We start from the raw sequence: 18,235 nt of genomic DNA on the forward strand, positions 1-18,235 counted from the left end.
GGATTGAAAATGCAGGTTGGGTTAGGCGCGTCTTTTTGCGCCGTAACCCAACCTGCATGACTGCGGTTCAAGCCCTTACTTCAACGCCACCTCGATTTTTTCGCACAGGGTCTTCAAAATCTTGATGCGGGCGAAATTCTTGTCGTTGGCCTCAACCAGGACCCATGGCGACATTTCCGAGCTGGTGCGGTCCACCATGTCGCATACCGCAGTCTCGTACTCCTCCCATTTCTCGCGATTGCGCCAGTCCTCGTCGGTAATCTTGAAGCGCTTGAAGCCGGTCTTCTGGCGCTCTTCGAAGCGCCTGAGCTGCTCTTCCTTGCTGATCGACAGCCAGAACTTCAGCACTACGGTGTTGTTCCGCACCAACTGCTCCTCGAAATCGTTGATCTCGCTGTAGGCACGCATCCAGTCGACATTGGAACAGTAGCCTTCGACCCGCTCAACCAGCACACGTCCGTACCAGGAACGGTCGAAAATCGTGACCCGGCCCTTGCGCGGAATATGGCGCCAGAATCGCCACAGGTAGGGCTGTGCGCGCTCCTCCTCGGTCGGCGCGGCGATCGGGATTACCTGGTAGTAACGTGCGTCCAGCGCACTGGTTACGCGGCGGATGCTGCCGCCCTTGCCGGCCGCATCGTTGCCCTCGAACACCGCGATGACGGTCATCTCCTTGAATTTCGGATTGCGCGTCAGCAGGTTCAGCTTGCCCTGGTATTTTTCCAGATCCAGATCGTATTTCTTCTTCGTCAGCTTCTGGTTGAGGTCGAGGGTTTTCAGAATATGCAGCTTGTCGATCGAGGGCAGCAGCGGCGGCGCATGAACTTCATGGGGTGGCAACTCGGCTGCGTCGAGGCGCTTGCGGATCGCTTCCAGGATGACTTTCCCCACCGTCAGGCTGCGGTAGCGCTCATCCTCGCCTTCGACGATCATCCATGGCGCTTCGGCCGTGCTGGTCTGGCGCATGACCCGTTCCGCCACCTTGCGAAACTTGTCGTACATCTTGAAGTGTATCCAGTCGCGCTCGGTCACGCGCCAGCGTGTCTTGGGATTTTTCTCCATGGCCTTGAGGCGCTTTTCCTGCTTGTCCTTGGACAAATGCAGCCAGAACTTGATGACCAACGCACCCTCGTCGTTGAGCATCTTTTCGAAGCGCACATTGCGATCCATGCTTTGGTCGAGTTCGGCATTCTTGATTCTGTTGAACACCCGGTTGAGAATGTCCCAGGTGTACCACGAGCCGAGAAAAATGCCGATCTTGCCCTTGGGCGGCAGAGCGCGCCAGAAGCGCCACATGATCGGGCGCTCCAATTCCTCGTCCGAGGGAATACCCATGCCATGGCTCTGGATATGGCGCGGGTCCATCCACTCGTTGATCAGGTTTACGGTCTCCCCCCGACCGGCGCCATCCACCCCGCCGATCAGAATCACGACCTGGAAATTTGCCGTCTTCGCCAGATCGAGCTGAGCTTCAAGCAGTGCCTCGCGCAGTACCGGCACTTCCTTGTCGTAGGTGGCTTTATCGATTTTGTGGCCTAATTCAGCTGACTCGAACATGATTACCCCTTTTTCCAGAAAGTCCTGCAATGCCTGAAACGCTTCCATTCCTGTGCCATATCGGCAAGCTGGAGGTGAGTTTTACATGCGTACCAGCCGATTATCACGCCGCTGGCGCGATCGCGCAATCGACTCCCCGTGCCGATCTGCGCCAGCAAAGTCCCGGCCACAGCCTGGTCGTTGAGCGCCCCGAACTCATCTTGCAGGCGCGACAATGCCTGTATATAGCGCTTCGTCGTCTTGCCCGGATAAAGACCGGAAAAGAACTCCGCAGCGTAGCGCAACTTCTTCGCGGCAATCCTCAGCTCGTGGCGCTGCGCCACCGTCAGCGCCATGAGATGGCGACCACGTCGGCACACTTGACGATAACGCCGATCCAGCATTTTCGCAGCAAAAACAGACACCGGCATATCCAGGTCTGTGGCGACCTCCGAGGTGCGCCAAGGCGCGCGCCACAGCCAGGCACCCAGCCTCAACATGATTTCGTTATAGCGTTGCCCAGCCGCCGCCACGCAAGCCTGCTCGCGTTTTTCACGGCAAATATTTTCAGCCTGCCGCTGTAACCAGACCAGGCCTTCTTCCTCGGGCAAGGCCATAACCACTGGCGGTAACATTTCGCCGAGAAACACGTCCCAGTCCCGCGCCGGGCCGAGTTCACCGACCAGCCAGCGCAGCGCCTCGGTCAACACTGCATCCTGTATGCCGGGAGCAGCTGCGGCAAACAGGCCGAGCGCGCTGCGCAAGCGTCTCACCGCCACCCGCATCTGGTGGATAAGCTCGGGATCGTAACCCTGAAGCAGCCGATTCCGGTTGCCCTGCAACTGGTCGATGCAATTCCAGGCAATGGCGTGAAACGCCTCGTTCACGGTCATTTCCCGCCTCACTTCAGGCGCCGCCGCCCTGACCGGCAGCGCCACTTCCTGCGGTGCGCACAGAGCGTATCCGCGGTCGGCCTTGCTGGCGTTCTCGGGATGCAGCGGCACCGCTTCCTGCAGTGCCAGCGCCAGTTCGTAAAGCACTGCCGGGTTACCGACCTTCAGTTCCAATTCCACTTCACAGATCGGCACACTGCCCTGGTCGGAACGGATTTCACCCTGATCCAGCGCCATCTCGACCTGATCGCCAGCTTCTGTTTCCAGCAGCCAGATAGTGCGACTGAACTCGGTCACGAATACGGAATGCAGGCGCTGGCGCAGACCGTCACTGGCAAATAGCCGGATCAGACCGGGATCGATGATCTTGGTAAAGTCTGGCGTACTGTGAGCTACCGGCGCCTCCCATTCGTCGCGCTGGTGCAGCCCGGCCTGCACGCTGCCGCCGCCCTTGACGGTCTGGATCCACTGCCGGCCGCTGCGGCGCACGCGCAGCGCGATGCCCCGGTTCTTCAGGAAAAAATCATCGGTATCGAAGTAGATACTGGTGAGCTTGCGTGTCTTCGGCCCGGACGGGCATAGTGCCTTGAGCAAGGAGTGGCGCTGCAACCTGGGAATATCGGAGGAGTCGATCAGGAGTTTGAGTTCAACTTCGGTATTGCTCACGCGTCGAGCCAATCCAGCAGCGGCTGCCACTGCTCCATCTCCCTGACGATCCGCGATGGCGCCATATCGAACAGGCTCAAACCCTCGCCGGCAGCCTGGACGTAGATTTGCGCATCGCGCAGCAGGGTGAGTACCGGAAAACCGACTTCATCGAGGAACGAGGAGAGATCAGCCGCTGCACGAGTGCGCGCATCCACGCGCATGCCGATCATCGCCACTTCGATCTTTTCCTTGCGCACCGATTTCTGCGCACGTAGTTCTTCGAGAAAATTTCGCGTTGCTTCCATATCGAACGCGGACGGCTGCACCGGCACAATCACTTGCCCGGCGCGCTTGAGCGCATTGGTCAGCTTGTCGCCGTGCATACCTGCGGGGGAGTCCACCACCAGCCAGTCCGGCTTGGCTTCGCCCATGGATTTCTTGTCGAGCTGACTGTTCCAGCCACGTATGGTGGGCAGAAATTCCGGCCGGCGTCCCAGCCAGTCGCTGGCGGAACGCTGGCGGTCGAGATCGACCAGGAGCACGCGGCCACCCTTGCTGGCCAGATAGCCGGCGAGATTTGTTGCCAGCGTGGTTTTACCGCTGCCGCCCTTGGGATTGGCGATCAGGATTGTTTTCATAGAAATTCAGGCGACATCACCGCCTTCAGGATGGTTTGAGTCTCGTCCAGGCGAGCGCGGTTAGTGAACCACCACACACTACCCTTTTTCACGCTCCAGCTTTCCTGCGTATTGCTGAGCAGATAGGCGGCCACCTGCCCCAGCGTCGGCTGATGGCCCACCACGACCACGGCTCCCTTGGCATCCGGCCAACCGGCAGCGCCTAACAGGGAGGCCACGGATGCGCCTGGCCCCACCTCCTTGACGACGATTCCATCCCGCGTCAGCGCCGCAGCAGTCTGCTGGGTACGTGTAGTCGGGCTGACAATAATGCGCGCCCCCTCAGGCAGGTGCGCTTTCAACCACGCAGCCATCCTCAAAGCCTGCTTCTCGCCCTTTTCGGTCAGCTTGCGCCCCTGGTCGGGGAATCCATCCTCGGCCTCGGCATGCCGCCACAGAATCAAATCCATGCTCACTCCATTGTATTTATACAGGCTATCAGTTTTATTAGAATCATGGAATAATTCATTGATCGCATACGGTAACAATCGATAATAACTAGGCAGTTCGATGAAACAACCCTTCTGGAAAGCAGACCGGTTTCCGGGTCTTCTGATTGCCCCCGCTTTTCTTTTCGCTGCCCGATCCGATCTGCTGCAAAGCCTGGAACGCAAAGCTTACGACCTGGGGGTACAGACATCCAACCGCACGCTGGGACTGGCTTTTTTGCAGAAGCAGCCGGAACTACGCTTCCAAACCGGGGCTGACTTGGCACGTGCCATCCGGGCATGCGCTGCCTTCGCGGCCAAGGAGAAATAATGGATCTACGCCTGGCCCTCGAAATCGTCAACCTGACCGACGCCGGCAAGGTCCGCTCGCAAAACGAAGACAGCATCATCACGGACAATGAAGCTGGCTTCGCTATCCTGGCCGATGGCATGGGCGGCTACAATGCCGGTGAAGTGGCCAGCGGGATTGCCGTGACGCTGCTGGCAGATGGCCTGAAAAAAGCACTGCATGCCAGACTGCCGGAACAGGATCAGTGCCTGCTGGTCAAAAGCGAAATCGAGAAAACCAACGGCGCGATCTACCAGACGGCACAAAGCCAGCCACAGCTCTCGGGAATGGGCACCACACTGGTATGCGCACTATTCCACGACAATCGTATCATCGTCGCCCATGTCGGCGATTCGAGACTGTATCGCTATAGACAAAAGGGAATTGAGCACGCACAGCTCGAACAGATCACACGCGACCATTCCCTGCTGCAGGAGCAGATCGACAGCGGCATGCTCAGCCGGGAAGAGGCGCTCCTGTCCAGCAACAAGAATCTGGTGACGCGCGCACTCGGCGTCGACCCCACGGTAAATGTGGAAGTCCAGGAGCACGAAGCCCTGCCCGGTGACATCTACCTGTTGTGCTCCGACGGGCTCAACGACATGGTCGACGACGAGAAAATTCTACTGACCCTGAGCGTGCTCGGCACCAACATCAAACTGGCCGCGCAACAACTGGTTCAGATGGCCAACGATAATGGCGGACGGGACAATGTTTCGGTTATTCTGGTACGGGTATTGCGTCATTTTCCAGCCAGACGCGGCTTTTTTGCCTGGCTTTCTGCGTGGCTCAAGAAATAAATTTAGAAACGAGGAAAACTCATGGCGAAGCTGATTATTACCTTGGACGGCCTGTTGCTCAGTGAATTCGAGATCGACAAGGAGCGGATCACCATTGGGCGCAATCCGCACAACGACATCCCTATCGACAACCTGGCGATCAGCGGCGAACACGCTGCCATCACCACGGTCAACAATGAATTTTTCGTTGAAGATCTGGGCAGCACCAATGGCACTCTGGTAAACGAGCAACCGATCACGAAACACACATTGCACCACGGAGATGAGATTGAGATCGGCAAGTACCGTCTGAAGTATGTCAACGTTCAGGAGCTCGGCAGCAAGATAGAAGCCCACGAAACAGGGGCGCAAGGATTTGAAAAACCCCCGATCTTGCACCCGAATCAAATTCCGACCATGCTGTCTGGCGAAAAACCGACCAGTGACATGATGGCTCACACCATTCCCCTGATCATGCCCGAAGAGGCACGGCGCGCCGAAACAGCACGGCTCGCCAAAACCGCCGCCGAGTCCGACTTGCCTCCCGCAGAAGCAGTGGAATCCCATGGCGTTGTCCAGATTCTAAATGGCCCGAACGCGAGCAAAGAACTGGCGCTGACCAAGACTCTGACCTCGCTGGGCAAGCCCGGCGTTCAAGTCGCGGTCATCACCCGACGCCCCCACGGCTATTTCCTCACCCATGTTCAGGGCGATCACTATCCGACAGTGAACGGCCAGGATCTCGACGCTCACCCGCGCCAATTGGAAGATCATGATGTAATCGAACTGGCCGGAGTAAAAATGGAGTTTTACCTGAAGTGATGCTGGAGGCAGCCCCGAAAAAACACACCATCCCAAAACCCCTGAAAATCAAATAATCATCGCCCAATGAAGTTAAATAATGCCTTTTTTATTTCAGTGAATAATGTTTATCCGGAGTTTGCCAAGCAGATTATCGATGTAGGGCAAATCGACGAAGTGGATGTGACGAATATCCCAGAGCTTCGGTTTCATGCGCAAAGTGACGAAAAACGTCACTTTGTGCCGAATGCCCGCCGCAATTCTGCAACAGAAATCCAGACTTTCTGCCGAAACATACACGTTTGGCCATAAAACCAAGGGCTCAAGACCCTATCACTCAAACTGGCACGCAGATTGCTCTGTTAGATAACAGACACTTCCATGTGTTGGCAATTTGATCATTCCACAAGGAGCTCGACATGAATAAAGTACAACAAGGTTTTACCCTGATCGAACTGATGATCGTTATCGCGATTATCGGCATTCTGGCTGCAGTGGCACTGCCGGCCTACCAGGACTACATGATCCGCGCCAAGGTTTCCGAGGCTGTGCTGGCAGCATCTTCCGGCCGTACTGCGGTTTCTGAAACATTCTCCCAAAAAGGAACGATGGCACTATCGCAAGCTTCCATGGGTGTGCAAACGCAAGATTCTAAATATGTTGCTTCAGTAACGTACACGGGAACCAGTCCGACAGTCGGTGACATTACCGTACTTACCAAGACCCTCACCGACTTGGGCGGCGCGTCAAATACCACCATGATTCTGCGCGGAACGGGAACCGTAGGTACCGGCTCGGTTGCGTGGCAGTGCGGCAAGGGCACCATGCCCGCAAAGTACCTGCCGAGCTCCTGCAAAGACTTCTAATCGGCTGAGTTGATGAAAAGCCCCTTGGCAACCCCAAGGGGCTTTTTCTTTGGCTTTCCTCCTATGCGAACCCCTTACCTCATTGCGCTGGCGGCATTCTTAGCGAGCGCATTCCTCGTCGCCATCTACTGGCCGGGCTTGCATGGCGAATTTTTCTTCGATGACGGGCCAAGCATCCTCAAGGCAGAAGGTGTGCGCATCGAGAATCTGTCCGTCGAATCGCTACGGCAGGTTTTCCTAAACGGCCACGCCAGCCCCTCAGGCCGTCCCGTGGCCCAGTTGAGCTTCGCACTCAATTATTATTTCAGCGGCTTCGACCCTTTCGCATTCAAGGCAACCAATCTCGCCATCCACCTTGCCAGCGGTCTTCTGGTGTTGTACCTGGCGCTTCACCTGCTAACCGCAGCTATGCCGCAGACGAGGCAGCGTAACATTCTGATTGCAAGTGGCGGGGTTGTAGCGCTGTGGCTGCTGCACCCGATCCAGCTTCTTCCTGTCTTGCACGTCGTGCAGCGCATGACCAGCCTGTCGGCTTTTTTTCTCCTCGCCGCACTGCTGCTCCACGTTCTGGGCCGTAAACGAGGCGGCCGCACAGGTGCAACTCAGCTGGTTTTGGCGTGGGGAATATTGTGGCCGCTGTCTTTTTTCAGCAAGGAAACCGGCGCTCTGTTCCCCTTGTTCGTGCTCGCCTGGGAGTTAATCCTCCGCAGGAGCGCCTGCGGCAGGCTCGACCGTTTTGCGCGCGGCTTTGTCGCCTTGGCCAGCCTGGCCTTTATCGCGGGGATGGCTTATGCCGTCTCCCCCTCTATGCAGTGGTTGTGGGCCGGCTACGATATTCGTCCGTTTTCGCTCGTCGAGCGCGTGCTGACCGAGGGACGCGTGCTCTGGTTTTATCTCGGTCTCATCCTGTTTCCACGGCTGGAAGCCCTCGGTCTGTATCACGACGATATCGTGATCTCCACCGGCCTGCTCTCTCCGTGGACAACGCTGCCTGCACTTGCCGGGCTGGCTAGCCTTGTCTGGCTGGCCTGGCGGATGCGAACACGCGCACCACTCGTTTCGTTCGGACTTGCGTGGTTCCTGATCGGGCATACGATGGAATCCACCGTCCTGCCCCTTGAGATTGCCCACGAGCACCGCAACTATTTGCCGATCCTCGGCATTCTTCTGGCAGCAGCCTGGGTGCTGCTCCGTTCACTGGAAAGCACAGGCCCGCGCAAGACTATCGCCGTTACTCTTGCGCTTGCAGCGCTGGCCTATTTTCCTTTCGTAACTGCACTGCGCTCGCAGCAGTTCGGCGAAGAGGGGCGGCGCACCCAGATCGAAGCACAACATCACCGAAAATCAGCCCACGCCCAGTTTGACGCAGGTAGTTTCTTCGCGGAACTGCCAGAATCGGCCTCGCCGAACTCGCCGATCCACTCTTTCGCCCGTGCGCACTATGAACTAGCCAGCGAACTTGACCCAAATTTCAAGCTTGGCTGGCTCGGTCTGATCCACTTGAATTGCAAGGCAGGAAAACCGGTAGAACTAGCATGGATCAACGAACTGTCTCGCCGCCTGCGGGAAACCCCCTTCGCCCCAGCAGATAGAAACGTGCTCTACAACCTGAAGGAAATGTCCATCGCCGGTACGATTTGCCTTGCTCGGCCAGACATGCAGAGGCTTTTTTCTTCCGCATTCTCCAATCCGACTATTTCTCCGTCAGTTCTCGCCATATTGTATTCCTGGTATGCCGATTACCTGATGCTGCGGGAAAATGATCGTGTGGCAGCTCAGGAAGCATTAGCCAAATCACTCCAATTGGCTCCCACCAACGCCAGCAACCGCTTGAAATGGGCGCAACTGATTCTGCTTGAGGGGCGCAGGGATGAGGCTGCTCAATTATTAAAGGCGTTACAAAATATCCCGCTCAGTAGCAACGAGAAAAAAACAGCCGAAAAACTGCTGGCTTGCCTGGAAGGAGACAGTACTCAGTGTGGGGAAATTTGATAATCTTCGGATAGCAAATTGGTAAGTGAGCAGATGAGATAACCGAAGACTTAAAGTGAAAATTATTCTGCTTAATATTTGTGATCACGATACAGTATATTAACCACACATAGAAACAATACACAAAGCGGGAAATCTGATGACATTATTCTGGATATTGGCATGACACAAGTGTTGCTGAGCTTGATTATCCCTGCCCGCAATGAGATGGAAGGTTTGCGCCGTCTGTTGCCGGAACTGCCCGCTTACTTGCCGGCAGGCACAGAAATTATCGTCGTTAATGACGGTTCCAGCGATGACACACTGGCTGTCTGCGAAACCAACAAGATTAAGGTAATCAGCCACCCCTACCCCAAAGGAAATGGTGCCGCGGTAAAATCCGGGGCGCGCGCCGCAAATGGGAGCGTGCTGATTTTCATGGATGCCGACGGCCAGCACAAACCGGAAGACATTCCCCGGTTGCTTAAGCAATTCAATGAAGGCTGCGACATGGTGGTCGGATCACGCACCAGCGGCTCCCAGGCTGGTGTGCATCGGGCTGTAGCCAACGACTTATTCAGCCGTTTTGCCTCCTGGATGGTGCAACAACCCGTAGAGGACCTGACCTCGGGTTTTCGGGTAGTCAAGGCAGACAAGTTCCGCAAATTCCTGTACCTCCTGCCGAATGGCTTTTCCTACCCGACCACTATCACCATGAGCTTTTTCCGCGCTGGATTTGACGTCAGCTATGTGCCCATCCACACGCCACGGCGTTCGACAGGCCAGAGCCATATCCGCCCAATTCGGGATGGAGTGAGGTTCATGCTGATCATCATCAAGGTCGGCACTCTCTACTCCCCTCAGAAATTATTCATTCCCATCAGTGCGGCCTTCTTCTGGACAGGAATGTGCTACTACATCTATACCTACCTGACCACAGGGCGCTTCACGAACATGAGCGCCTTGCTGTTCATTTCGGCCATCCTCACCTTTCTTATCGGCATCGTGTCGGAGCAAATTTCTGCCCTTCATTATAAAGACATCGACCGCACAGACGATAAGGGAAGTTAGCTTGAACGTCCTCATGGTCAGCACCTCCTACCCGGAGAACTTGCAGGACTGGCGCGGGCGTTTCATTTACGACATGGCAGAATCTCTGGCCGGACGTTGCGACCTTTCCCTTGCACTGTGGGCACCGCCGGGCGAATTGCCGAATGGAGTCGAAAACGTTTTGCAGAGCGGCGACGCACGCTTTCTCCATGGCATACTAGGGGAAGGTGGAATTGCCCATCTCCTGCGCAAGAAAAACTTCCGCAGCCTTGTCATGCTGTTCAATCTACTGGGACGCTTGCGCCGAGTTTACCGCCAATCGCGGCATGACGTCGTTCATGTAAACTGGCTTCAGAACGCGCTTCCCCTGTGGGGCACTACCACCCCGGCCCTGGTCACCGTATTGGGCAGCGATTACGGCCTGCTGGACAAACCCGGCATGAGGGCCATGCTGAGAGCGGTTTTCCGGCAACGCTCGACTGTGCTGGCTCCCAATGCGTCATGGATGATCCCACGACTTAAGGCCGATTTCGGCGACGTGGCCGACGTGGAAGCAGTCCCTTTCGGCGTGAACCCCCGCTGGTTCGAGGTAGACCGCAGCGGCGCGGAAATCGGTTGCTGGCTCGCCGTTACCCGGCTCACCCGGAATAAAATCGGCGATTTGTTCACTTGGGGCGAAGGGTTGTTTGGTCCCCAACGGCAACTTCACCTGTTCGGTCCAATGCAGGAAAACCTGGAATTACCTCCCTGGGTTATCTGGCACGGCCCCACCCATCCAGCCGAATTGAGGGACCAATGGTTCCCCCGCGCCACCGGTCTGATCACTCTGAGCCGGCATGATGAGGGCCGCCCCCAAGTCATGCTGGAAGCCATGGCCGCCGGCCTGCCGATAATTGCCTCGGATTTGCCGGCCCATCGGGATTTTGTTCGACATCGGGAAACTGGCTGGCTAGTGCAGGAGCGCAGCCAGCTGGAAGAAGCCTTTGCCGCTCTGGAAGATATGCCTACCAATCGGCGCGTCGGCGAAGAAGCGCGCCGATGCACCAAGGAAGCTATCGGTGATTGGGACGATTGTGCCGATCGCTATGCCGCGCTCTATCAGCAGCTGGTTGCGCGTTGATGGGCGGCCATTTCCTTCTCCTGGGGGGCGGATTCATCGGCCAGGCCTTGGCACGGCGTCTTACCGAGCTCGGCAAAAAGGTCATGGTGGTAGCGCGAAACGCACCGCCCCACGCCCTTCCCGGCGTAATCTGGCGGAAGAGTGATCTGTCCGATGCTGCACTCCTGGGTGACGTGTTGCCGGACTGCCATGCCGTGATTCATCTCGCCACCACATCCACCCCGGGAACCTATTCCCGCGAACCACTACGGGAAGCAGAAGAAAACCTCCGCCCTTTGCTGCAATTAATGCATGCTTTGGATTCCTATCCGACGATTCCGCTGGTCTACTTGAGCTCCGGCGGTGTGATTTACGGAAATCCGGAAACCTTGCCAGTGACCGAAGAACATGGTTTGGTGCCGCTGTCCTACCACGCGGCAGGCAAAGCCGCTGCGGAGCACTTCCTGGGGGTGTTCGCGCGGCAGGGGCATAGGGTCATCATCCTGCGCCCTTCCAATGCCTATGGGCCAGGCCAACCATTCAAGACCGGCTTCGGGGTGATTCCGACTTTGCTGGAGCACCTGCTGCGCGGCACCCCCATGGAAATCTGGGGCGATGGCGAAACAGTGCGGGATTACCTCTACATCGACGATCTCGTCGAGGCCTGCCTGAAGGCGCTGCACCACCCCGCATCCGGCACCTTCAACGTAGGCAGCGGCGAGGGGCATTCCCTCAACGAACTTTGCAGACTGGCGGAGCGGGTTACCAGCCGGCAGTTGGAACTTCACTACCGCCCTGCCCGGGGAGGGGATGTCAAAGCAGTAGTGCTGGATGTCGACCGCATCCGCCGCGAAATGGGGTGGGTGCCGCAGGTAGATCTGGAAGAGGGATTGCGTCGCACCTGGACAAAATTACTGGACGAAGCGTGACACAGGAACACCGAACCTTGCCCTTCCATGCATTCCCCCCGGAAGTAGCCGCAGAAGCCGTGTGCGCGGTGGTGGTGGCGTATTTTCCAGACGATGGATTCGTGGAGCGTTTGAAAACCCTCATCCCCCAGGTCGGTAAGCTGGTGGTGGTGGACAATACACCGACTCAGGGATGCGCGCAGCAAATCATGGCGCTTGGGGAGAGCGATGGGCGGATTCATCTCATCGAGAATCATCGCAACGCGGGCGTCGCGGCGGCCTTGAACCAGGGCCTCGAACATGCGTTGCAGATCGGCTGCAAATGGCTGCTTACCCTCGACCAGGATACCTGGTGCTACCCCGATATGGTGACATCCTTGCTCCAAGTCCACGAGGCCTGCAAGCCCAAAGCCGCGGTGATCGGCGGCAACTATTTCGATGCCCAGAACCATCAATTAAAGGTCCCCGCCGACGGAGAGACGGAATGCCTGGAACAGAAAACGGTCATCACCTCCGGTAGCCTGGTCGATGTTGGTGTGGCCAGGGCGGTGGGAGGCTTTCGTGAGGACTATTTCATCGACCAGGTGGATCATGAATTCTGCTTGCGCGTACGCGCCCACGGCTATCGGGTGGTAATCAGCCGCAAGCCGGTGATGGAACACAGCGTAGGCAGACCGGGGGGGGCATGGTTGCCACTTCTCGGCATCCTGCCCAATCACCCGCCGCTACGAAAGTACTACATTGCCCGCAATACCGTGGTGACAGTGGTGGAATACTGGCGACGGGAGCCCGACTGGTGCCTGCGCCGGTCGGTTCGCCTGCTGTTGGGGCTGCTCTTGATGTCCACTCTGGAAAAACAGCGCCTCGCCAAGGTTCGCGCTTTCGCAGCCGGATTCATGGATGGTGTGCGACGCCGCATGGGGCCGTGCTGGCGAGAATAGCTCTATCGCACCCGATAGAGTGACCTGCCCCTGTAGACATACCAATAGTTTGGCAGATAGTCCACTTGCAAGGCTAAAGGATTTCTTCCGTATTGCGTCCATTTGTATTGGCAGAACGCTGACGCCGCAAGACGTCAAAGCACTTACCGCTTTCGACAGCAGTTCCCATGACCATATGGCCGCTTACGCTGCGGGAATCGTCCCATCAAACGAGCGAAAAGAAGATTACCGAGTCCAGCGGCCAATAATACGATATTTAGCAATACATTGACATATTGTCCGCGTATTCTATACGCATCGAATTGGCCGTATAACTGACTTGAAGTATGGCTCACTCCATAGCAGCCACTAATCGCAATCCGCCGATCCAGAAACAATGCAGGCCGACTCTGAAAGTGTATAAGAAAATTCATTTCATAGTCAGCCACTACTGGAATATCTAACCGGTACCGAAAATCATCGAACAAACGCCTTCGATAAAATGCCGCTTGGTGGTGAACGGTATTGAATATGAGCGTATGCCAGTCTAGCCGAGGCACACACTCCTGACCGCTATGGTAATTGCTAGTACCACATACCAGATCGTAAGATGTCAGGTCTTCATTCTGAAAAATGTCTACTAGCACAGCAGGATCAGCCAGCACATCATCTGCGCCCAAGAAGAGCAACCATTCCCCCTGAGCTAAGGAAATCCCCTTATTCATGGCATCGTAGATGCCTTGGTCAGGCTCCGATATCAAACGCAGTCGATCATACTGATTAACATTTATGATTCCGACAGTGCCATCAGTTGAGGCGCCATCGATAATGATATGCTCAACGTCCACACCCTGCTGAGCACGCACACTCTCCACAGTATCAAAGATAGTCGAGGCGCCATTGCGCACTACAGTAATGATGCTTACAAGAGGGGTGGCTAAAGTATTCAAAGGCGCTACTCAAGTCCCAGCATGTTCCGAACTCGCGATCCTAAATCGGTTGCAACATGTCGTAGCAAATAAGGAAAAACCGCATTTTGAATCTCTGATTTTGAAGGGATGTGCCCCAGTAATCGTTGTCGAATGCGGTTCATTTCCCAAATGCCAATATCAGATATCTCTGTGGATGTCTTTTGATGCGGGTGAACTCGGAAACCTCCGATAAATCTTGGCAAACGGACGAACTTTGCACCTGCATCACGGAAACGTGCCAGCAAATCCCAATCCATGGCGAACTGAAATGATTCATCAATCCGGCCGCCAGCCTTTTCCCATATAGACCTTCGCCAGAACATTGTTTCCTGCGGGATTAAATCGGCCCATGAAAGAACTTTGCTGTCGTGAACTGGCATCATCCAACGGCCTATTTGTTGATCATTTTCATCGATAACCAAACGGTGTCCATACACGACATCCACTTCCGGGTGAAGATTGAAGTATTCCGCAACATAGCCCAACGCGCCAGGCAGTAATATATCATCCGAATTTAACCATGCCATGATATCGCCAGAAGTCCTGGCAAATCCAGTATTAATTGCCTGTGATTGGCCATGATCAGGGCACGACGCCCACCCAGTTAGCTGATCAGTATAGTTCTTGAGTAGATCGGTGGTGCCATCTGTTGACCCTCCATCCTGAACAAAATACTCAAAGTTTGGATAGGATTGGTCAAGCACGCTCTTTAGCGTGCGCTCAATAAATTTAGCCTGGTTAAAAGATGGCGTTACTATAGAAATTTTCGGCGCCATCAACGGCATGGGGGTTTTGAAGTAACTTGTAGGGAATTGTAAATCTTTGGGCGCGTACTGACGTAAACGCCCAAGTTTCGGTCCGAACTTGCGATATAGCCACCGCAACGAGCGATATGGCAGGCGCTCAGTCAATCCAAACACTTTAAAAAACGCGTACATTTTCTATGACTGTCTCCAGCTCTTTGGATTGCTGTAGTAAAAAGTGAACTGGGTTTGGCTAACAACCCCTTTCTCCTTAAGTAGATCGGTAATATCTGCAGGGTTAGCAAATGATCGAATCAAAACACCGCTCGATTTCCAGATGGCACGTCTTGCCTTTAGCTGAATTTCACTATTAACCAGAGCCGTTCCTCAACCATTTCTTTAAATGACGAACCAGCATCTTCACACGAGGTAATTTTGTGTAGACATGGCTAACAAACGGTTTCAACACCTCTTCCATCGTTATCGAATCTGGTGATTCGTAGAAGAATTGGGTACGCAACAATACCCGCCTGCCACATTCTGAGTGGCACGTTTCGAGCATCATCGAGTTATCCTCACTTGTGGTTCGCCAGTGCCAATTGGCAGTTGCTCTCCATGAGAACAGGAAATCGCTTCGTCGCAGAAATAGAAGAAACAAATAAACATCTTCAGCCACCTTTAATTTCGGATCAACCAAATCCCTTTCCTCTAGCAAGGACGTTCTGGCGAGATATGCATTAGACCCTACATAATTATCCAGTTGTAAAAGCCGTCGCCTTTTAAACTGATCAAAGAAAAACAAATGCCGGTTCTCTTTTATCTGTTTGCCAAGCGGGCCAGTATGGTTAGCTTGTCGATAGTAGTGTCCATCTTCGTCCTGAATCTGTATCCATCCGCTATACGCAACATGGTGTTCCTTGTCCGACTCAAGCAGGGCAACAAGCGAACTGATATGGTTAGGATGAAGTGTATCGTCATCATCCAGATTGCAAAAATACTTGCCATCAATCGCCCGCATTCCATCCCAAAGTGCAGTGCTTCGGAAGCCGGTGGGTTCGGACGCAATCCGTTTGATCGATGTGAATCTGTTGGCATATTTTTCGAGCAACCCGTCAAGACCAGGGACTTCTCGATAACTAACCAACACCAAACCAAGGTTAATATGGTTTTGCGCAGCCAAAGAATCAAGACAACGTTCAATGAATGCCAGCCCCCTTCCACCGACACGGACAATGACATCAACTCGCGCTTCTGTATTAGTGGTATTGTCGATTTCGTAATAATTGGCACGTTTAACTTGCTGTAAAAACTCCGGCAGCTGCGCCAACAACTTTTCAAGAGCGAAATTTGCGTTGAAAATCGCATGGGATTGACTTGCCATCGCCAATGCTTCACCTTGATGCGAACAAATCCAGGCAAAGTGCGCGGAGATTTGGGCGACCTTTTCCGCTACGCTCGCGTCTTGATCCACATAGAGAGCCGAGCCGCCAAAATGGCGTTGCGCAAAGTTCGACTTTTCGGTGATGATCACCGCACCTGCTGCTGCTGCCTCGAATATTCGCATCGAGGGCAAGTCATGTTTCAAATGCTCGTCTCGGTGCAAACAGAGCACAACCCCTTCCGAATTGATTTTTTCAAATATTGATACCCCATCGAAGGGAATAGCGCCTTTGTAGGCGGCACCGTAGTGCGCCCACTTAGCTGGATCACCATAAAAAGAAACAGGAAGCTTGGCGCGCAGATCGTTCATCAGTTTGCTATGGCGACTGCCATCCCAATGCACGCCCGTATAAAACAACGCTGGGTTACTCAAATTTGGCGGAATAAATTCAGTCACGGGGGCCGTTGGCAGAAAATTCCAATCTGATATTGGACTATTTTTTCCGGTTGAAAATAGCAAATCATCCAAATACTGTCGGACACTATCTGATCCAGCCAGATATCCGTCATAGCTTAGGATAGATCGAACCCTCAATGGATCATCGCGATAAAACTCTGGGGGACTCCAAAGAAGGCCTATTGTCGGGACAGCTGTTAGCTTGGGTGAATACTCATGGGTAACAAGAACGCAATCTACATCCGCTTGGACAATATCCTCTGAAGTAATTACCTCAATGCATCTCCAGCCCATATGTTGGCATGCCCTCTTCAAACGAGCGATGAATTCACGCTCTGCAGAGTAAGCAAGATTAGGCCAGGAATTTAGCACTGCTATTCGCAAAGTCGTACCTCTTGATCCAAAGGCCTATTCTGGCATCGGTTTTTTAGCATCTCTTTACCAGCCGAACCGTTTTAGCAATTTCAAAATATTTCTATTTACCATACCTGGTTCTTTATACTTCCCGGACCTAAGCCAACTATGAACTTTCTTATCAAGGATGTTCCTCGGGTCATTCATCTTGCCGACTCCCGCGAGTTTGAAACGCTCGCCCAGTTTCCGCCAATCCACATCCCAAATATTCAACTTCTTGAACTTCTCTGTTCCATGGCGCTGGAAATATTTAAGCACTTCACGATCCCACCAATAGACACCATCTTTCTTGACGCTAAAGAGGTCTATATCATTTTCCCCATAATGATCGAACCACTCATTCTTGACTTCCAGGAGATCCGTGTCTTTCACTTCGTACATGTGATGGTACTGTCGGAATAGTTCCAACGCCCCACGTTCCGGCTGGTTCAGAATTTCCCAGCACTGATACCACCTTTGCTTGCTGGCCATCCTTTCCCAGTCGGTATACTGAAAATGAAGAACCTTGACCTCATCCAAATCTACTTTCATGGAGTTCAATGGCATCGGTATGCGCATGCTGTGAATGGTAGCACCAGTATGTTCGCTCCCATCATCCATGAATCCCCATGGGAAATAACAATCCGGCGACCAATATTTTTTCAACCCGGGCTTTAGATTGATCCATTTAAACCTGATAACGGTTCCCGGTGGAGCATGCATGATGAATTGCCATTCCTTGCTTTCACGAAAATTGGCCGATAGAAATTCATCGGCATCGAGCGTGACTAAAAGTCTTGGTCCTTCGATTTTTCTTGCAGCATTGATTAAAAGCTTTTGCCTCTCAGGCTCATTGAATTCGGTGGATGGGTTTTCAATAAGAATTACTTTAGGAAATTTCTCTGCGATTTCTCGTGAGTCATCATCTGAAAACTGATCGGCGATGATGATATGGTCAGCCCAAAGACTGGCAGCCATTAAGAATTGTTCCAGAATCCATGATTCGTTCTTGACCGGCGTCAGACAAATAATCTTCGGGTTAACAAGCAGTGACATAGCATCTTTCATTAAAATAGTCGCTCAACAAGCCCGATATCGTTCAATTTTACCGTAAATAGGTGTGCAATTTTCCCCGGATCAAAATGATGATCAAGTGGATTGTTGTTGAGGAAATCACCTGATACTACCCCAGTCTCCGTATCAAGCGTCCCTTGTTGCAAGTCCATATAGTGAATGCCCTGCTTTCCGAAAAAAAATTCAACCTGCCGTACCACTCGATGGTCAATGCAGCTCCGTCTGCGTAGCGCTGATGGAAAGTTGCTTGTTGGCTACTTTGCTCTTCTCTAGTTGGTGGTCCGTTATAGTT

General features: G+C 53.9%; 18 protein-coding genes. 10 read left to right on the forward strand and 8 right to left on the reverse strand.

What is annotated here, in order from left to right:
- Nucleotides 1-75: 75 nt before the first annotated feature.
- The 4 genes from pap to sixA are packed head-to-tail and all read right to left on the reverse strand — an operon-like array spanning nucleotide 76 to nucleotide 4,164.
- A complete protein-coding gene (gene pap / locus SCD_RS11765; RefSeq protein WP_009205385.1) occupies nucleotides 76-1,605 on the reverse strand; it encodes a polyphosphate:AMP phosphotransferase in 1,530 nt (509 codons plus the stop codon).
- Nucleotides 1,560-3,095, reverse strand: coding sequence for a CYTH and CHAD domain-containing protein (locus tag SCD_RS11770; protein ID WP_023506985.1), 1,536 nt, complete (start codon nucleotides 3,093-3,095; stop codon nucleotides 1,560-1,562). The genes pap and SCD_RS11770 overlap by 46 nt, the downstream gene beginning before the upstream one ends.
- Nucleotides 3,092-3,715 (reverse strand): ParA family protein, encoded by a 624-nt coding sequence (locus SCD_RS11775; RefSeq protein WP_009205387.1) that lies wholly within the window; start codon nucleotides 3,713-3,715, stop codon nucleotides 3,092-3,094. The genes SCD_RS11770 and SCD_RS11775 overlap by 4 nt, the downstream gene beginning before the upstream one ends.
- Complete coding sequence (gene sixA, locus SCD_RS11780) at nucleotides 3,712-4,164, reverse strand: phosphohistidine phosphatase SixA (RefSeq protein WP_009205388.1); 453 nt, start codon at nucleotides 4,162-4,164, stop codon at nucleotides 3,712-3,714. The genes SCD_RS11775 and sixA overlap by 4 nt, the downstream gene beginning before the upstream one ends.
- Nucleotides 4,165-4,264: 100 nt before the next feature.
- Here sixA and SCD_RS11785 point away from each other — a divergent pair, with 100 nt between their 5' ends.
- The 10 genes from SCD_RS11785 (at nucleotide 4,265) to SCD_RS11830 (ending at nucleotide 12,946) form a co-directional block, all read left to right on the forward strand.
- Nucleotides 4,265-4,513 (forward strand): hypothetical protein, encoded by a 249-nt coding sequence (locus SCD_RS11785; RefSeq protein WP_009205389.1) that lies wholly within the window; start codon nucleotides 4,265-4,267, stop codon nucleotides 4,511-4,513.
- Nucleotides 4,513-5,331: a Stp1/IreP family PP2C-type Ser/Thr phosphatase gene (locus tag SCD_RS11790; protein WP_009205390.1), complete on the forward strand. Its 819-nt coding sequence runs from the start codon at nucleotides 4,513-4,515 to the stop codon at nucleotides 5,329-5,331. The genes SCD_RS11785 and SCD_RS11790 overlap by 1 nt, the downstream gene beginning before the upstream one ends.
- 21 nt (nucleotides 5,332-5,352) lie before the next feature.
- Nucleotides 5,353-6,132 (forward strand): FHA domain-containing protein, encoded by a 780-nt coding sequence (locus SCD_RS11795; RefSeq protein WP_009205391.1) that lies wholly within the window; start codon nucleotides 5,353-5,355, stop codon nucleotides 6,130-6,132.
- Between the two features lie 66 nt (nucleotides 6,133-6,198).
- Complete coding sequence (locus tag SCD_RS11800; protein WP_009205392.1) at nucleotides 6,199-6,423, forward strand: hypothetical protein; 225 nt, start codon at nucleotides 6,199-6,201, stop codon at nucleotides 6,421-6,423.
- Nucleotides 6,424-6,530: 107 nt separating this feature from the next.
- Complete coding sequence (locus SCD_RS17015) at nucleotides 6,531-6,977, forward strand: pilin (RefSeq protein WP_009205393.1); 447 nt, start codon at nucleotides 6,531-6,533, stop codon at nucleotides 6,975-6,977.
- Between the two features lie 63 nt (nucleotides 6,978-7,040).
- Nucleotides 7,041-8,969, forward strand: a complete 1,929-nt coding sequence (locus SCD_RS11810) for a tetratricopeptide repeat protein (protein ID WP_009205394.1) — start codon at nucleotides 7,041-7,043, stop codon at nucleotides 8,967-8,969.
- A gap of 162 nt (nucleotides 8,970-9,131) precedes the next feature.
- Nucleotides 9,132-10,019: a glycosyltransferase family 2 protein gene (locus SCD_RS11815; RefSeq protein ID WP_009205395.1), complete on the forward strand. Its 888-nt coding sequence runs from the start codon at nucleotides 9,132-9,134 to the stop codon at nucleotides 10,017-10,019.
- 1 nt (nucleotide 10,020) lies between these two features.
- Entirely contained in the window at nucleotides 10,021-11,118 is a 1,098-nt protein-coding gene (locus SCD_RS11820) for a glycosyltransferase family 4 protein (RefSeq protein ID WP_009205396.1), read from the forward strand.
- A complete protein-coding gene (locus SCD_RS11825; RefSeq protein WP_009205397.1) occupies nucleotides 11,118-12,026 on the forward strand; it encodes an NAD-dependent epimerase/dehydratase family protein in 909 nt (302 codons plus the stop codon). The genes SCD_RS11820 and SCD_RS11825 overlap by 1 nt, the downstream gene beginning before the upstream one ends.
- Nucleotides 12,023-12,946, forward strand: a complete 924-nt coding sequence (locus SCD_RS11830; RefSeq protein ID WP_148290781.1) for a glycosyltransferase family 2 protein — start codon at nucleotides 12,023-12,025, stop codon at nucleotides 12,944-12,946. Before SCD_RS11825 ends, SCD_RS11830 begins: the two co-directional genes overlap by 4 nt.
- A 143-nt stretch (nucleotides 12,947-13,089) precedes the next feature.
- On the opposite strand, the gene SCD_RS11835 is transcribed toward SCD_RS11830, so the two are convergent.
- The 4 genes from SCD_RS11835 to SCD_RS11850 form a co-directional block, all read right to left on the reverse strand.
- Entirely contained in the window at nucleotides 13,090-13,875 is a 786-nt protein-coding gene (locus SCD_RS11835) for a glycosyltransferase family 2 protein (protein ID WP_051338802.1), read from the reverse strand.
- Nucleotides 13,876-13,880: 5 nt separating this feature from the next.
- Nucleotides 13,881-14,834: a glycosyltransferase family 2 protein gene (locus SCD_RS11840; RefSeq protein WP_009205399.1), complete on the reverse strand. Its 954-nt coding sequence runs from the start codon at nucleotides 14,832-14,834 to the stop codon at nucleotides 13,881-13,883.
- Nucleotides 14,835-15,009: 175 nt separating this feature from the next.
- The gene (locus tag SCD_RS11845) at nucleotides 15,010-16,476 is read right to left on the reverse strand and encodes a glycosyltransferase (RefSeq protein WP_161626939.1); all 1,467 of its coding nucleotides are present in this window, start codon (nucleotides 16,474-16,476) and stop codon (nucleotides 15,010-15,012) included.
- A 438-nt stretch (nucleotides 16,477-16,914) separates the two neighbouring features.
- Nucleotides 16,915-17,937, reverse strand: coding sequence for a glycosyltransferase family 2 protein (locus SCD_RS11850; protein WP_023506987.1), 1,023 nt, complete (start codon nucleotides 17,935-17,937; stop codon nucleotides 16,915-16,917).
- Nucleotides 17,938-18,235 lie beyond the last annotated feature (298 nt).

The organism is Sulfuricella denitrificans skB26 (genome assembly GCF_000297055.2).
Taxonomy (GTDB): Bacteria; Pseudomonadota; Gammaproteobacteria; order Burkholderiales; family Sulfuricellaceae; genus Sulfuricella; species Sulfuricella denitrificans.

Excerpts from the sequence above, each read along its gene's own strand:
- SCD_RS11800 (WP_009205392.1), top strand. The coding sequence starts at position 6,199 with ATGAAGTTAAATAATGCCTTTTTTATTTCAGTGAATAATGTTTATCCG.
- pap (WP_009205385.1), bottom strand. The coding sequence starts at position 1,605 with ATGGAAGCGTTTCAGGCATTGCAGGACTTTCTGGAAAAAGGGGTAATC.
- SCD_RS11825 (WP_009205397.1), top strand. The coding sequence starts at position 11,118 with ATGGGCGGCCATTTCCTTCTCCTGGGGGGCGGATTCATCGGCCAGGCC.
- sixA (WP_009205388.1), bottom strand. The coding sequence starts at position 4,164 with ATGGATTTGATTCTGTGGCGGCATGCCGAGGCCGAGGATGGATTCCCC.
- SCD_RS11810 (WP_009205394.1), top strand. The coding sequence starts at position 7,041 with ATGCGAACCCCTTACCTCATTGCGCTGGCGGCATTCTTAGCGAGCGCA.
- SCD_RS17015 (WP_009205393.1), top strand. The coding sequence starts at position 6,531 with ATGAATAAAGTACAACAAGGTTTTACCCTGATCGAACTGATGATCGTT.
- SCD_RS11850 (WP_023506987.1), bottom strand. The coding sequence starts at position 17,937 with ATGAAAGATGCTATGTCACTGCTTGTTAACCCGAAGATTATTTGTCTG.
- SCD_RS11840 (WP_009205399.1), bottom strand. The coding sequence starts at position 14,834 with ATGTACGCGTTTTTTAAAGTGTTTGGATTGACTGAGCGCCTGCCATAT.
- SCD_RS11795 (WP_009205391.1), top strand. The coding sequence starts at position 5,353 with ATGGCGAAGCTGATTATTACCTTGGACGGCCTGTTGCTCAGTGAATTC.
- SCD_RS11815 (WP_009205395.1), top strand. The coding sequence starts at position 9,132 with ATGACACAAGTGTTGCTGAGCTTGATTATCCCTGCCCGCAATGAGATG.
- SCD_RS11775 (WP_009205387.1), bottom strand. The coding sequence starts at position 3,715 with ATGAAAACAATCCTGATCGCCAATCCCAAGGGCGGCAGCGGTAAAACC.
- SCD_RS11785 (WP_009205389.1), top strand. The coding sequence starts at position 4,265 with ATGAAACAACCCTTCTGGAAAGCAGACCGGTTTCCGGGTCTTCTGATT.
- SCD_RS11790 (WP_009205390.1), top strand. The coding sequence starts at position 4,513 with ATGGATCTACGCCTGGCCCTCGAAATCGTCAACCTGACCGACGCCGGC.